14 protein-coding genes and 1 tRNA gene are annotated in these 15436 nt (G+C 47.2%); 10 read left to right on the forward strand and 5 right to left on the reverse strand.

Annotated elements, in window-relative coordinates; translation table 11 throughout:
- Nucleotides 1–8: 8 nt before the first annotated feature.
- Nucleotides 9–1148, forward strand: coding sequence for an acyltransferase family protein (locus ACN08W_RS01220; RefSeq protein WP_419103108.1), 1140 nt, complete (start codon nucleotides 9–11; stop codon nucleotides 1146–1148).
- Between the two features lie 88 nt (nucleotides 1149–1236).
- On the opposite strand, the gene ACN08W_RS01225 is transcribed toward ACN08W_RS01220, so the two are convergent.
- The gene (locus ACN08W_RS01225; protein ID WP_419103107.1) at nucleotides 1237–2775 is read right to left on the reverse strand and encodes an MDR family MFS transporter; all 1539 of its coding nucleotides are present in this window, start codon (nucleotides 2773–2775) and stop codon (nucleotides 1237–1239) included.
- Nucleotides 2776–3019: 244 nt separating this feature from the next.
- Here ACN08W_RS01225 and ACN08W_RS01230 point away from each other — a divergent pair, with 244 nt between their 5' ends.
- Nucleotides 3020–3871, forward strand: coding sequence for an HpcH/HpaI aldolase/citrate lyase family protein (locus tag ACN08W_RS01230; RefSeq protein WP_419106643.1), 852 nt, complete (start codon nucleotides 3020–3022; stop codon nucleotides 3869–3871).
- A gap of 8 nt (nucleotides 3872–3879) precedes the next feature.
- Here ACN08W_RS01230 and ACN08W_RS01235 read toward each other — a convergent pair whose 3' ends face one another.
- The gene (locus ACN08W_RS01235) at nucleotides 3880–4113 is read right to left on the reverse strand and encodes a hypothetical protein (protein WP_419108592.1); all 234 of its coding nucleotides are present in this window, start codon (nucleotides 4111–4113) and stop codon (nucleotides 3880–3882) included.
- A gap of 238 nt (nucleotides 4114–4351) precedes the next feature.
- A tRNA-Thr gene (locus ACN08W_RS01240) sits at nucleotides 4352–4423 on the reverse strand.
- A gap of 161 nt (nucleotides 4424–4584) precedes the next feature.
- Here ACN08W_RS01240 and ACN08W_RS01245 point away from each other — a divergent pair.
- From ACN08W_RS01245 to ACN08W_RS01260, 4 genes are all read left to right on the forward strand, one after another.
- On the forward strand, nucleotides 4585–5271 hold the full coding sequence (locus tag ACN08W_RS01245) for a DsbA family protein (RefSeq protein WP_419108593.1): 687 nt from the start codon (nucleotides 4585–4587) through the stop codon (nucleotides 5269–5271).
- 26 nt (nucleotides 5272–5297) lie between these two features.
- Nucleotides 5298–6134 (forward strand): nitrilase-related carbon-nitrogen hydrolase, encoded by an 837-nt coding sequence (locus ACN08W_RS01250; protein WP_419103103.1) that lies wholly within the window; start codon nucleotides 5298–5300, stop codon nucleotides 6132–6134.
- A 90-nt stretch (nucleotides 6135–6224) separates the two neighbouring features.
- Nucleotides 6225–7163 carry a cation diffusion facilitator family transporter gene (locus ACN08W_RS01255; RefSeq protein ID WP_419108594.1) on the forward strand — a complete coding sequence of 313 codons (939 nt, stop codon included), beginning with the start codon at nucleotides 6225–6227 and terminating at the stop codon, nucleotides 7161–7163.
- A 9-nt stretch (nucleotides 7164–7172) separates the two neighbouring features.
- Entirely contained in the window at nucleotides 7173–7964 is a 792-nt protein-coding gene (locus ACN08W_RS01260) for a spermidine synthase (protein WP_419108595.1), read from the forward strand.
- Here the strand turns inward: ACN08W_RS01260 and ACN08W_RS01265 are convergent.
- Nucleotides 7959–8882, reverse strand: coding sequence for an EamA family transporter (locus tag ACN08W_RS01265; protein ID WP_419108596.1), 924 nt, complete (start codon nucleotides 8880–8882; stop codon nucleotides 7959–7961). The two genes, ACN08W_RS01260 and ACN08W_RS01265, sit on opposite strands and share 6 nt — an antisense overlap.
- Nucleotides 8883–9138: 256 nt before the next feature.
- Between ACN08W_RS01265 and ACN08W_RS01270 the strand changes: the two genes are divergently transcribed.
- Nucleotides 9139–9939 (forward strand): di- and tripeptidase, encoded by an 801-nt coding sequence (locus ACN08W_RS01270; RefSeq protein ID WP_419103099.1) that lies wholly within the window; start codon nucleotides 9139–9141, stop codon nucleotides 9937–9939.
- A 93-nt stretch (nucleotides 9940–10032) separates the two neighbouring features.
- On the opposite strand, the gene purB is transcribed toward ACN08W_RS01270, so the two are convergent.
- A complete protein-coding gene (gene purB / locus ACN08W_RS01275; RefSeq protein WP_419108597.1) occupies nucleotides 10033–11472 on the reverse strand; it encodes an adenylosuccinate lyase in 1440 nt (479 codons plus the stop codon).
- Between the two features lie 250 nt (nucleotides 11473–11722).
- Here purB and ACN08W_RS01280 point away from each other — a divergent pair, with 250 nt between their 5' ends.
- From ACN08W_RS01280 to ACN08W_RS01290, 3 genes are all read left to right on the forward strand, one after another.
- Nucleotides 11723–12247 (forward strand): hypothetical protein, encoded by a 525-nt coding sequence (locus tag ACN08W_RS01280; RefSeq protein ID WP_419108598.1) that lies wholly within the window; start codon nucleotides 11723–11725, stop codon nucleotides 12245–12247.
- Nucleotides 12248–12304: 57 nt separating this feature from the next.
- A complete protein-coding gene (locus tag ACN08W_RS01285) occupies nucleotides 12305–14065 on the forward strand; it encodes a hypothetical protein (protein ID WP_419108599.1) in 1761 nt (586 codons plus the stop codon).
- A gap of 87 nt (nucleotides 14066–14152) precedes the next feature.
- Nucleotides 14153–15313, forward strand: coding sequence for a histidinol-phosphate transaminase (locus ACN08W_RS01290; RefSeq protein WP_419108600.1), 1161 nt, complete (start codon nucleotides 14153–14155; stop codon nucleotides 15311–15313).
- Nucleotides 15314–15436: the final 123 nt, after the last annotated feature.

Here is a 15436-nt window from a genome sequence, read left to right on the forward strand (position 1 = left end):
AGGAAACAATGAACCGCTACGCCCATATCGACGCTATGAGAGCTTTTGCCGTCCTACTCGTCGTATTCTCCCATGCAGGCCTAAGCTTTGTACCCGGCGGTTCTGGGGTTACCATTTTCTTCGTCATCTCTGGCTTCATCATCACATTCTTACTTCTGAGAGAGCGAGAACAAACCGGAGGATTTGACGTCAACGGATTCTACATGCGACGTCTCATCAAAATCTTCCCACCTATGCTCCTAGCGTTAATTATCCCCACACTGATTTATATGAGCCTTGGCGGAAAAATCGATATCATCGACTTCCTCGGACAAATATTCTTCTTCTTCAACTGGCGTTACCTAGACTCACAGGTAACAGTTCTACCCGGTTCTGTTGTGACCTGGAGCCTATCTATTGAAGAACAGTTCTACCTTGTCTTTGCACTCATCTGGCTCTTCGCCGTGAAAAGCAAACACTACAAAAAAATTGTGGCAGGCATTGCCTCAACCGCTATCGTCTACTCCATCTGCTCCCGCATATATTTAAGCCTTCACCACGCCACCGGTGACCGTATCTACTTTGGTACAGGAACTCGAGTTGAGGCCATCGCACTAGGAACGCTAGTTGCACTATGGTTCTTTACCTACCGCAATACTCCAGCAGTTCAAGGTCGCCCTGTTGTTGGCACTCGATTCCGAAATACGCGAAGAATCCGTGACGGTAGAACTGTTCCTCTCATGGGGCGTAACACAATCGTGATTCTTGCCGTGCTTCTATATCTTGTGTCTCTGCTCATTCGCGATGAGTTCTTCCGCCAAACAATTCGCTACACCATTCAAGCTATTGCCGCAGCCATGATGATTCTATGGGGGCAAGTTGCTATTCGTGAAAAACTTGGTGATCAGCTCATGCACATCTTACGGTGGAAAGGGCTACAACTCTTAGGGTTAGCAAGCTACAGCATCTACATCTCTCACGACGTTCTTTACCATTTTCTTGAGCCACACCTTGGAATGCTTCCCCGTCCAGTCTTAGTGTTAACACTCGTAGCAAGCGGTCTAACTCTTGGCATCCTGATGTATAGGTGCATTGAAGTTCCCGCGTTACGGTATAAAGATCGGCATTTTGCGTCCGTACACGCAAAAGCTAGACAGCAAAGCTCATAAGAGAAAAATCTACAGCTAAGAATATTTGCCAAGAAAAATGGGCAGAACCTTCCCTTGCGAAGATTCTGCCCATTAACATCTCTAACCCTTATTTTTGTAAAGGTACCTGTCGGATGAAAAAGCTGAGAACAAAGCTCAACAATACCGCTGGTATAGAGAACAAGAAAATAGGAGGCATCGCCGTAGAAAATGCTTCAGCAATGAGCTGTTGAGCAGTCTCTGGCAAAGACGCCAAAACCTGTGGAGTAAGCGAACTGAGCTGTTGAGCGTTGAGAGACTGCGCTGCCATCTGAACAGAATGTTGTTGTGTAAAGGCCGTGAGATTACCAATAAATAAAGACCCTGAAACAGCAATTCCTAGAGAAGCCCCTAATTGTCGGATAAATGTTGTTGTAGAAGTTCCTGCCCCGATATCACGTGGAGGAACACTATTTTGAACAACCAGCAGAGTATTCTGCAAGGTAAAACCGATACCAACACAAATCACGACCATCAACACCGATAACCACAGGTACGATGTGTGCTGGTCGATAACGCTAAACCCAAGAAGTCCCAGAATAATCAAAGCTGGCCCAGCAACAAGATACAACTTATAGTTTCCTGTAGCAGAAATTAGACGACCTGAAATAACTGTGGCGGCAACTTGAGCAAAAGTCATAGGAAGAATCATCAGACCAGCAACAGTTGCAGAAACACCCCACACCATTTGGAAAAATGTCGGAAGGTACGCGCCCACGCTCATCATCGCAGCAGAGACACCGACTCCCATGAAAACGCAAACCCACACATTAGGGTCTTTGAGAATACCTAAAGGAATCAATGGTTCTTTAACGCGTAACTCCACCGCAATAAAGAGAGCAACACTGACTACCGCTAAGGCGATGAGAGCCATGATTTGTGGAGACCCCCAAGGGTACACGGTTCCGCCCCAGCTCGACACCAGAATAAGCGATGATGAACCAAGAACCATCAGAATAATACCGAGATAGTCGATACGTGGCGGCGTAGCGTGTTTTGGTGTACCAAGATGCAAAAATTTGAGGATAAAGAACAACGCAAGAGCACCTAATGGAAGATTCACGTAGAAGACCCAACGCCAGCTCAGCGCATCAGTTAGGAAACCACCTAATAAAGGACCGGCAACAGACGCAATACCAAAAGCTGCCCCAATAAGGCCCATATAGCGTCCACGGTCACGTGGCGCTAACACATCGGCAAGAATAGCTGTTGCACCTGTAAAAATGCCGCCACCACCGATGCCTTGAACAGCGCGGAAAAGAATAAGCTGCCACATAGACCCTGCCACACCACAGAGTACTGAACCGACGAGAAAAACCACTGCCGAAAATAGAAAGAGAGTTTTTCGTCCGTAAAGGTCACCTAACTTACCGTAAATGGGTAAGGTAATGGTCGAAGAAATCATATATGCCGTGATAACCCACGAAATATGCTCTAATCCGTTTAAATCACCAACAATAGTGGGCAATGCGGTAGCAACAATGGTCTGATCTAGCGCAGCTAAAAGAACCGTTAACAACAGTCCAATAAGAATCATGCGTAGCTCACGAGAACCGGGAACAAGCCACGAAGAACTACCGTGTATATCAGGTGATGCAGGTGAAGGCACTAAAACTCCTAAGTATTCAGAGGCCGAGGCTACGACCTATTCACTCTACTCCGAGGTTCTATAAAACACCTTATGATGTAAGGAATCTTAAATGTGATGTTTTAACTATTTTTAGAGGATATGACAAGGGTTATTGATTTTCGATAAAGCTGCCCTCAGAGCGTCATAGTTCTAGGAGTCTTGAGGACTATATCTATACACTGGAGATGAACAATATTATCGGCTCATTAGGAGTACAGTTCTCATGCCACATTTTCACCGCAATGAACGTGCTGCATCGTTACCTGCTCGTCTTTCTCGCAGCTGGTTACTTGTTTCGGCAGCTTCTTCTGAAGAATATATTGCGAACGCTCTAGAGTCAGAATCAGATTCCATCCTCATCGACCTTGAAGATGGCACGCCTGAAAATCTCAAAGACGAATCTCGTGAAAAAATTGTTGAACTGCTCAATGGTGAAGTTAGCACTTGGGTCAGAATCAATGGGATGAGAACAGAACATTGGAAAAAAGATGTTCAAGCACTCAGCAACGTTAAGGGGTTGCGAGGAGTCATGCTGGCAGAAACCGAGCACCCTGATGAAGTGACTCGAACTGCGATGATGATGCCAGCTGGTACACCGGTTATTGCATTGGTTGAGTCTGCTTTAGGTATGGTGAACGTGGTAGATATCGCGCGCGCACCGGGGACGTTCCGTCTAGCCTTCGGAGTGGGCGATTTTCGTCGAGACACAGGCGTTTCGGATGACCCTATCGCCTTATCATATGCGCGTTCTCAACTTGTTTTAGCGTCGCGTGTTGGTGGTTTGCCTGGGCCTATTGATGGGCCTTCATTAGGTAAACACGGTGGTTCGTTGATGAGTGATTGTGCGGTAACATCGAGTCACGGCATGACTGGAAAATTGTTGCTTGATCCTCAGCAGGCAGAAACTATTAATATTGCGCTTGCTCCCAGTGAAGAAGAAATTCAATGGGCGCGCGAAATGTTAGCCGAATCAACAAATGGTGCAGTTCCTAAGGATGGTTCATATCTTCCACGTTTGGCTCGTGCACGTAAAGTCTCTGAACTGGCGAAAACTTACGGATTGTGGCGTAACTAGCGTTTCGATTAGTCTGCAGTGTGCCGGTCGTCTGAGTATCCGAGGAGGTACGCAAAAGAGACGGCTGTAGCAATTGTGAGGATTACTGCGCCTGTAAGAGATGAGTCCGTGGGGAAAAGAGACCGGTAGAAGAACCAGAAACCTGCTGATGGTATGAGTAAGACGATGAGGAGCAGGATAAAACCGCGCGAATAACGGAACCCTGTTCGGTGTCGATCAAATGTGAAATGCTCCCGTTGCATGAGAGAGTTTTCCTCCAAAATGAGAAAATTTTAAAAGCGAGTGTACTAATACAATAACGCTTTATAGTTGCTGTATCTAGAGGTACACAAAGCAAACATATATTTTCTTAGGAAAGCATTAAAGAGTGGTCCAAGAGCCCTGCTAGATACATCTTAATGAACAGTTCAATGAAAAGAGAAAAACCCGTTAACTGAAACAGCGCCTTTACCATGACGATGGCAAAAGCGCTGAATCTTGAGCCCCCAGTCGGATTTGAACCGACGACCTTTTCTTTACGAGGGAAATGCTCTACCCCTGAGCTATGGAGGCCTAGTCCACCCTAAAGCGAACGAAAAACACTGTACCAGAACACCTGTTCTTACGCCAGTTCACAGCAAATATTTTGTGTCTCATGACGGTGCGTGCTCAAGAAACACCAACACACTATGGTTTTCTAGTAATAGCACCATCATAGAATCGGAGAAACAACTATGAACATAAATACCCCTTACACCCGACGTACCCTCCTTGGCGCCAGCACTCTTACTGCTGCAACACTTCTACTGACCGCCTGTGGTTCAGATACCTCTACCGCATCTTACAGCAACACCAAAGCCGTAGATACGGGCGTACGAGACGATAACGGATACCACCTCAACACCGTTCTCAACGACAAACCAACCGTCACACTCTTCACCGACTACCAGTGCCCCTACTGCAAAAAAGCTGACCCCGCCTACCTTGAAGCAGCAGGAGAGCTTGACGGTATCCTCAACGTCACCGTTCAAAACTTTCCACTACCTATGCACCGTTTCGCCATCTCTGCGGCACGCGCAATGATTTGTGCACAAAACCAGAAGAAATATATCCCTTTCTCCGAAAAGGTCTTTTCTGAACAAAAGACGTGGGGCGAATCTGAGAATGAAGAAGCCGCCTACCAAAAATTTGCTGACTACGCCAAAGAACTAGACTTTGACATGGCTCAGTTCAAAACTGACTATTCTGCTACCGGAACAGAAGACATCATCAAAGCGTCCTTTGAACAAGGCAAAAAATTTGGAGTACGCGGAACACCAAGCTTTGTGCTAGATGGAAAAGTCCTTGAAGACGTCAACTCATCAACCAGTGCAGCCGATATGGTCAAAGAATTTAAAAAAGCGGCTGGAATCTCTGAATAACACAGAACCTGATAATAGAACGCACCATGAAAATAGCTTTAGCTCAGATACGTTCAACACCGAACGTCTTTGAAAACCTCACAATAGTTCGAGACTACGCTGAACAAGCTCAACAACAAGGTGCCCAGTTGGTGGTCTTCCCCGAAGCAACAATGTTTCCCTTTGGGGAAGACCTCTACACCCAAACTCATCGTCACTACCACCAATGGGAACAAACTCTAAGCGAATTTGCTCAAGACATCGGTATCCACATTATTGCTGGCGGATTTGCACCTGAACCCTCTGAGGCTCACCGTGTTTACAATCAACTGAGTTGCGCATTTTCCCTAGACAAAATAGACAAGACAGCTGAGTCTGAAAAACTGCAATATTATCGAAAAATACACGTATACGATGCCCTAGGGTACCGTGAATCTGCACATATCATTGCCGGTAAAGAACCAGTTCTCATCACTATCGATGGGGTCTGTCTCGGGTTAAGCACCTGCTATGACGTACGTTTCCCCGAGCTCTACCAGTATTTAGCAGATGCTGGTGCACAGTGTATGGTCATTTCTGCATCATGGGCAGGTGGACCACATAAACGCGAACAATGGCAGACACTGACCAGCGCTCGTGCTCTTGATACCGGCTCATATGTTATTGCTGTAGACCAAGCATTATCACCGACACCGAACTCCGGCATACCTTCCGGCATCGGCTATTCTCGTGCCATAGCACCTTATGGAGAAATCCTTTGTGAACTAGGTGAAGTTTCCGCCTTAGCTATCGTAGATATTGACCTGACACAGGTGGAGCGCACTCGAGAGAGCCTTCCCCTGCTCCAACAACGCCAGCTCAAAACGGTTTCTACAACGGTGTGATATGAGGCCTTTTTCTTCAGCGCATCTGCTCGCCACTTGCCCCAAGTGGTAGCATATTTTTCCTAAGACTATCGGGGGAGAACTATCTTTATGGGCGAACACTCACACCATTCTCATCAGGGACATCAGCACTCTCATTCTTCGACAAACCCTCGTAAACTTTTAGCCGTTGCCGCTATCGCATGGGGTCTTTGTGTCGCTCAGCTTTTTGGTTCTTTTCTCACCGGCTCTTTGGCTCTTCTTTTGGACACCGTACACGTACTAACTGATGCATTAGGTGTGACGGTTGCTCTGATTGCTTCACGGCTTGCTCTACGGCCTTCCACACACCGTCGCACGTGGGGTTGGAAACGTGTTGAAGTTATTTCTGCAATGTTCCAAGCCTCGATTCTGTTGGGGGTTGGCGCCTTCGTCATTGTTGAAGCGGTACATCGGTTTTTCTCTCCAGAACCTATAGCGAGCGCTGACGTACTAATTTTTGGTGTTATTGGTCTTGTTGGAAACCTCGTGATGATTGCTATTTTGGTTGGTGGTGATCATCAGAACTTTAATATGCGGGCTGCTTTCTTAGAGGTTATTAATGACGCTCTGGGGTCTGTTGCTGTTATTGTGTCGGCGGTGGTAATGAGCACAACTAGGTGGTACGGTGCAGATGCTGTTGTTGCCTTATGTATCGGGGTGTTGATTGTTCCTCGAACGCTGTTGCTTCTTCGTGATACGCTTGATGTTCTTTTGGAATCGACTCCTCGTAATCTTAACCTTCAAGAGTTACAAAAACATTTAGAATCTCAAGAGCATGTTGTTGCGGTGCATGATTTGCATGTTTCTCAGATTTCTTCTGATTTACCGGTTTTGACGGCGCATATTATTTTAGAGGACGAATGTTTTACCTCGGGGCATAGTGTTGAAATTTTGCGTCATTTACAGGACTGTGTAGCCGAACATTTTGATGTTAGTATCGAACATTCTACTTTTCAGTTAGAGCCAGAATCTTTTGGTTCTGGCCAACATTATCGAAATCTGCCTTAAGGACTCTTGGTGGCTCATCCTTCTCTTCGCCTGTCAACGTCGGGGCTTATGGCTCGTATTATTCCTGATGAGATGAATCAAGGCTCATATATTTTGTGTCTTGGGTCTGCAGAACAGTCTCACGTTAATATGCTGTCGCCAGAGACTATTTTTTATGAGTATCTTCGTCGTATTGGCAATGTGATTGATGCGCTTGCTGTTGCGGGGGAGCCATTGCGTATTGCCCATTTGGGTGCTGGTGCGTTGACTCTTGTGCGTTATGTTCAAGCGACTCGTCCGGGTTCTATTCAGGTTGCTGTTGATATTGAACGAGAATTGGTTGAATTTGTGACGGCTCATCTTCCATTACCGTTGGGTACACAATGTCAGTCTGTTGTTGCTGATGCTCGTGAGGTATTAGGTGATATACCACGGCTATTAGATAGCCCAGCAGGTGCAGATGCTATGGTGCTTGATATTTTCTCGGGGTGGGATGCTCCTGAACACCTTCGACAGAGGGAATTTTATGAATTAGCTCAACGTGCTTTGAGTGATGATGGGGTTCTTTTAGTTAATGTTGGTGATGATCCTGGTTTGAGTTTCTTTGCTTCTCAAGCTCAACATATGTTAGAGGTCTTTGAGCATGTGTGGTGTTTGTGTGAACGTTCGATGTTGGCAGGGAAACAGGCCGGAAACCTGATTTTAGTGGGTAGCCGTCATGTTTTAGATGAGTCGATGAGAACATTTTTAGAGGGTGTAGGGCCTCACCCCGGTGTTGTTTTAGATACGTGGCAGGTTGCTGATTTTGTGAAGAGCCTATGAGGTTTTTCTTCTTTTGCGGAGGGCGACGTTTGCCCCGACAACTTTTGAGCGGGAGCTGATGGTGATGCCGATACTTGCGATGACAAGCAAAATAATTGCGACCCAACGGTAAAGTCCCGTATGTTGTGCAAGTAGTATCCAGCCGGCGATAGCGGCAATAGCTGGTTCTAGACTGAGCAGGATGCTAAAAGTGTTTTGGGGTATTCTGCGAAGAGCTGCAAACTCAAAGGTTGCTGGGACTAGTGACGAGAATAGTGCGGTTGCTAAAGCAAAGAGTAGAAGTTTGATATCGCTAAAGACGATGGTGGCACCGGCTGCCCCTAACGGTAATAATGTGAGTGCTGCGATAAAGAGCCCTACAGCTAGGCCTGAAGCCCCTTGGATGACGGAACCTAAACGGGTGCTCGTGATAACGTAGGCTGCCCAGAAACCACCGGCTATTAGAGCATAAAGAACACCTAATAGGTCGATATTTGAAGAGTCGTTGAGGGCGTCTACCCCGAGGATGATGAGGCCTATTGCGGCAAGGAGCGCCCACAGGAAATCGATGAGTCGTCGGGAGAGGGCGATAGCTAAGATGAGCGGACCCACAAATTCAATTGCGACAGCTAATCCGAGGGGAATGCGGGCTATTGCCTGATAGAAGAACCCGTTCATGAGGCCTAATGAGATGCCGAAGAGGATGGTAGCTTTCCACTGGTGTGTGTTCCATACTCTGAGGTTGGGGCGTATAAAGGCTAAAACGATGAGTGAGGCGAAGCCTAGACGCAAGAGGCTCACACCCCATGCTCCGATGTGGGGGAAGAGGTGAACGGCGAAGGCTGAGCCGAATTGTAGTGAGAAGCAGGAACCTAAGACGAGCCATACTCCAACGGTGTGTGCAGAGGGGCGTATCGTACGTAGCGGTAATGTAGACAAATTTACTTTCTTTTCGGCAGGTGGTAGTTGGGGAGGTCGTTGTTGCGGTTATGGGGTGTAACAGCAGAATAGTTATTTTAGCGTTAAGTTTTCGGTTCAGAAGAACCTTGTAATTACAAAAAATATATGGGCTGACAGGGTGTTTATGCGGTTTTTGAGCAGAATAAAACATTCTGGGGTGTCGTTCAGATGACTGCTAGGGTCTAATAGGCGTTTTTAAGCTGAAAAATAGTAGCTAAGGTGGTTTACTAAAAACATGTTTGATTCTATGAAGAACCCTTTTGATACTGACGGTAAACCAAAACCGGCGTTGACGAAAAGTCTTGATACTATTTTGAGGATTCAACGTCCTTTAGTGGTGTCGATGGTGATGCGAATTCGTGAACGTCATCCTGAAGAGTCACCGGCTCAGATTGCAAAACGCCTGGAGACTATTTATCTACGTGATATCACCATCGGTGGTGGTGCTGTAGGTGCTTCAGCTTTTATTCCCGGTGTGGGAACTGCAACCTCCGTGGGGCTATCAGCTCTAGCGGTAGGAGGCTATCTTGAACGTACCGCCTTGTACGTACAAGCGTTAGCGGAACTTCACGGCGTACACGTTGAAAACCCTGAAGCTGCACGCGCTATGGTCATGGGCATCATGCTAGGTGATGATGGCGCTGTTCTCATGAGTACTTTGATGTCGCAAACCGGTAAAGCCGCCGGTATCTCTAATAAGTGGGGGCTCATGATGGGTAAAGAATCTACTAAGTTCTTCAGCGTAGAACGCACTATCCGCAATATGTTTGTGAAACGGTTCTTGACCCGTCAATCAGGTGCTCTTTTGGGGCGCGCCTTACCTTTTGGTATTGGTGCTGTTGTTGGCGGCGGAGCTAACTTGGCGTTAGGACGTAAAGTCGTTGAAGCAGCTCATGAAGCGTTTGGTGAGGCTCCACCGATGTTCCCTGCTTCGCTCTCTTTTGCAGAGCGAGCACCACGTTTTGAAGATTCTGTTCAGGCTCAACAACAGGCGCAGAAAGATTCTTCAATCATTCAGGGAGAAATTGCAGAATAATTCTCGGGTAGGTCGTATCGCTTCATAGATATAGCTGAGGGTTGCACACCTCATAACGAGGTGTGCAACCCTCAGCCGTTGATACCATTATTTTTAGTTGCTACGGTTCATAAACTGTACGAGGTCGGGCGCAATACCGGTGTACAGTGCGGGGGTGAGCTGGGATAGGCGTTTCTGGGCCTGCGCACTTAACCCTAATGAGGCAACAAATTCTTGGAGGCGTTGAGCGTCAACACGTTGTCCGCGGGTGAGCTCTTTGAGGCGTTCATACGGATTCTCCATTCCTTCAACACCCGCGATTGCTTCGGCACGCATGACCATTTGGATGGCCTCAGCAAGCACCTTCCAGTTCTGGTCAAGGTCTTGAGCCATCACATCATCGGCAACATCTAGACGTTTGAGTCCTTTGACGACGTTAGACATTGCTAGAACAGAATGGCCAAAGGCAATACCGATATTACGTTGTGAGGATGAGTCAGTGAGGTCTCGTTGCCAGCGTGATTGAATCAATGTGGCGCTGAGCGTGCCAAGAAGCGCATTCGCAATTTCAAGGTTCGCTTCAGCATTTTCAAAGCGAATGGGATTGACCTTATGCGGCATAGTTGAAGAACCTGTTGCTCCGGCAACAGGAATCTGACGGAAGAAACCGATAGAGATATAGTTCCAGATATCGGTGCAGAGGTTGTGTAGCACCTGATTGAACCGTGACATGGCATGGTATAGCTCTGCTTGCCAATCATGGTTTTCAATTTGGGTCGTGAGCGGGTTCCAGCTTAGCCCTAATGAGCTGACAAATTCTTCAGAGATTTTTAGCCATGGGACGTCAGGGGCTGCAACGATATGTGCCGAGAACGTACCTGTTGCACCGTTGATTTTGCCGAGAAACTGCACTTCTTTGACGGCGTTAAGATGGCGGTTAAGACGGTAGGCGAAGACTGCTAATTCTTTACCTACGGTACTTGGTGTCGCTGGCTGTCCATGGGTTCGGCTCAACATGGGAGTATGAGCGGAATCTTCTGCCATGGTGCGAAGTTGTGTGATGAGTTCTTCAGCTTGTGGAATCCATACGTGGTGTACGGCGTCTTTAATACCTAGAGCGTAGGAAAGGTTATTGATGTCTTCTGAGGTACACCCAAAATGTACGAGCGGAGTTAGATGTTCTAACCCGATAGCTGCTAAGCGGCGACCAATAAAATATTCCACTGCTTTAACATCGTGGACGGTCGTTGCTTCAATTTCCGCTAGTTCGTTAATATCCTCAGGAGAGAACTCGGTGACAATGCTACGCAATGCGAGCTCTTGTTCTTCGGTGAGGGGTGAAAGCCCCGGAAGCACACTCTTTTTGCAGAGGTAGATGAACCACTCTATTTCGACGTGGATACGGTCACGGTTAAGAGCCGCTTCTGAGAGGTAATCGACGAGAGGCTCTGTTACCGCCTTATAACGGCCATCCAGTGGGCCTAACGCGATAGCTGAGCCAGTGAGGCTACGTCGTCCATTGGGTAGAGTCATGCAAAGATCAGGTTGAGACATACTTCTATTCTGTCATGTGATATGCCGGTTGTGGTTGAGATAACTCAGAAAAGCTTAAAAGCTCAGGCGCTATTGCGTCATACTCAAGAAACTTTGTACCTCATACCTGTGGAAAATACGATACGATGCACCCTTTCCTCAAGATTATCCACAATTCTTCCCCTCAACGTCTTCTGCTCTAACCATTCATCTAACGTATCTCTAGAACAACTACACCGGAGAACAGCCTGTTTGAGGAAACCACCCACCTATGGAAGAACAACACCTTTTATTTTTTGCACAACAACAAGGCTTCGGCACATCCAGAAGTACCCCTATCGCTGAAGGACTCTCTCAGCTTGCCCATCACATACGAGAACAAACACAAGAACTTGCACAACGACTCAACGAACAAGAAGAGAAACAACGACAGATTCAACGCACCCTCCACCTGAAAACACAGATGGAATGGGACTCTCTCGCATCTAAAAACTTTTACCGGCTCATCGAAGAGGAAGAACACTCACAACAGTATCTAGAACATCAACTTCATGAAAAACGTCAAAACCTCATCCAAGCTGGTGAAGAATTAGCACAACAAGCAGAACATCTCAGTGCCCTAGTAACTACTGCCGGTATCGCAGTAGATCACGCCATCATCCAAGCACACCGGTACAGTGACGCTGCAACGGTAGGTGCTGAAATCCTCTACACACAGAGCGTTAGAAACACTCAATCAGCTTTAGAATCTCTCCTTCACCACCCATTGATGAATTTCCTGCCTACCTACTCGTAGAAAGCCCCCATCATGACGTCTTCTCTTATAAGGTTGAAAGAATCTCACACTACAGTGATGAGAAATATCAGAGAAGGGCACACCACCCTTCTGCGAGTAGATACGACAAGCCTTCAAGAATACTCAACACACCTACGCCGCACGCACGAAATAAATCAACAGGTTGCGCAAGAACTGAGCATCATATCTGCTGATGTGATGAAGCTACTTGCCCTACATCCTCAAGGTTTTTCTCTGGGCACAGAAATCCTAGAACTATCTCAGTGCAGCACACAGCGCGCCAGCGAACAGCTAGACCTTGCCGTTCGTCTCGAACAAACAAGTATCGCCTACGAACAAGCTGATTACATTGCTACGGAGCTTTTACGCACCTGCCAAACCCAACTACCGGCAGCCATGTATTGGATGGGCTCACTCTTTAGCTCAGGCGGTCCACTTGCTCAGGCAACAACGCTGATGCCCGTTGCTGGTCCAATCACGAGTTTCTTAGGACAACGAATTTTCTTCGGTATGGGGTATTGGGGAGACTACCTATATAACGGTGAAGAATACGCAAACCGTCGTCGAGCAGAAAAAATGAAGCTTTACGGTATCAGCTCCCTCAGCAGAACTGCCACAGAATATGTTGAAGATAAACTCCACCGTGGAGGATACCTTCGAGCACTCAACATCTCAGGAATACAAACATACAAATCAGCTGATTCTGCAACCTTCGAACACATAGAACAGCAACTTGTTATTCCTCAAAGCCCCGCTGATTATGCACATAATTTTGAGACAATATCCTCTGGCGTCAACACCATCGACGAACTCCAACACCAACAAGGAATCAACGTCGAATACGACGGTGTTTTCCTCCAACATATTTATGATTCGTCCGAACAGCTCTCAGGTGTTATCGCCTACGTCCCTGGAACAGATACTGACGGCATCACCCTACACGGGGCACCTATCGGAATTGCTAGTAACCTCAGCTCCGTCACCGACTCACCAGAGACACCAATGGAAGAAAGTTCTGCCGGACTACAACTACTAGACACCGCCCTAGAACAAGCAAACCTACCAGCAGATACACCCATCTACTTAGCCGGGTTCAGCCAAGGCGGAGCCATTGCCGCAGTTGCATCAACACATCAACAATTCCGCAAAAAACATAATGTGCAAGGAGTCTACTTGCAAGGTGCCCCCATTGGCTCCCTCCCCTTAGCTACAGATATTCCCATACACGTTCTTACCGACCAAAACGACGGCGTTACGTCCCTCCAAGGCACCTCCCTGAACACCACACGTACCCCAAATATCTCAACATTAGAAACCCATTACAGAGAAACTCCTACCGGTACTCAAGAGACCAAAGAACGTGCCCAAAAAATTCGAGAAGCAACACAACTATGGGGGAACCACCCCGTATGGCAAGGAAGCACCTCATATTTTGCTGGAATGATAAGCCGCCATGCCCCCACCGAACACGGATACCGCCAATACCGTATCAGCACAGAAAACTACCCACTAGCACACCAACCCCTGCCCATGATGAAAAACTTTTCACGAAACCAGCATAAAACCAAGCTATCTGTCGTTGCCGGCTCCACCCTTCCACGAAACCTTAGCAAATCAGCAGTACTTGCCCACGACCTACGAACAGGAATCCATGTGGGAGCACATTTTGCCTCATCTATCGCACAGAATCTCCCTGGAGAAGCCGGAAAAGTTGCAAACACCTCCCAAAAAATAGAAGACATCAGCAACGACTATCTCACACCAGAAGAAAACCCCTTCAACGAACACTGGTATGACTACCAGCCTGCAAAAAGATAAGAAAACCTACTCTCTCTACCTCATACCCTCGTAAAGGAACCAAGCTCAAGGTGTAAAAGAAAAACAGAAAGAACTACACTCGAAACTATGAATAATCCTTCTTGCGATCACCAACCACAACTGCCCACCCCGCGAGCAGTATTCTCCCAACTGCCTCAATACTCTGCTGGTAAAGCTCCACAACCGGTACCGGGACTTGAACAATATAAACTTTCTTCTAACGAGAACCCACTCGGCCCCGTACCAGAAGTGGCGCATATCCTTGAGAACTTCACTCAAGTTCACCGATACCCTGATCCTCTCTGTACCTCATTACGTCATGCGCTCGCAGAAGAACACGGTATATCTGCCGAAGACATCGTGACTGGCGCTGGCAGTCTCGGTGCGCTAAACCAGATTCTTGCAACGTTTGCTGGAACATCTGCTGACGGTAGTGCAGATGAAGTCATCTATGCGTGGCGTTCTTTTGAGGCATACCCTATTTGTGTTGGGTTAGCTGGTGCGAAGAGCGTTAAAGTTCCTCTGACTGCTGAGGGGGCACATGATTTAGAGGCGATGGTCGAAGCTATTACCGATAAAACTCGCGTCATCCTCGTCTGCACACCGAACAACCCTACTGGGCCATCTGTTACAGAACATCAGCTCCGTTCCTTCTTAGATCGGGTACCTTCACATATCGTTGTGGTCATCGACGAAGCCTACTTTGAGTTCTGTGAGGCCTCGCCGGTTATGGCGGGAGAAGAACCTCCGGTCAACGGGCTATCGGTTTATCCTGATTATCCAAACGTTATTATTTTGCGGACATTCTCAAAAGCTCAAGGACTTGCCGGTTTACGCGTCGGATACTCCATTTCTCATCCTCAGCTAACACAGTATTTGAGAGTTGCAGCAACACCTTTTGCGGTAACAAGTATTGCTGAACAAGCTGCAATTGCCTCTATCGAACACCGTGATGTGGTGATGCAAAGAGTCCGTCATCTTGTTGCTGAACGTGAACGTGTTGTGCGGGCATTACAAGAACTAGGATGGTGGATTCCTACGACTCGAGCTAATTTTATGTGGCTTAATCTTGGTGAAAATACTGCAGATTTTACGCAAAGAGCTGAATCACATGCTCTTTCGGTGCGTGCTTTCGCTCAAGAAGGGGTTCGTGTCTCTATCGGAGAGGACGAAGCAAACGATCGCTTCATTGCGCTCTGCCAATCTGTCGAATATGCACCTCAGCGCCCAGAAGGGACGCACTTTTAAGCTTCTTTAAGGAGGGGTAAAAAGTGTTGGGTGGGAGCGCTCTGAACACCCAAGAAAATGCTTATTTGTACTGGTGAGACCGCTTTAATAAGGACACGCAGAACGTCAAGTATTCAGAGTATT

This window comes from Rothia sp. CCM 9419 (assembly GCF_048512815.1).
Taxonomy (GTDB): Bacteria; Actinomycetota; Actinomycetes; order Actinomycetales; family Micrococcaceae; genus Rothia.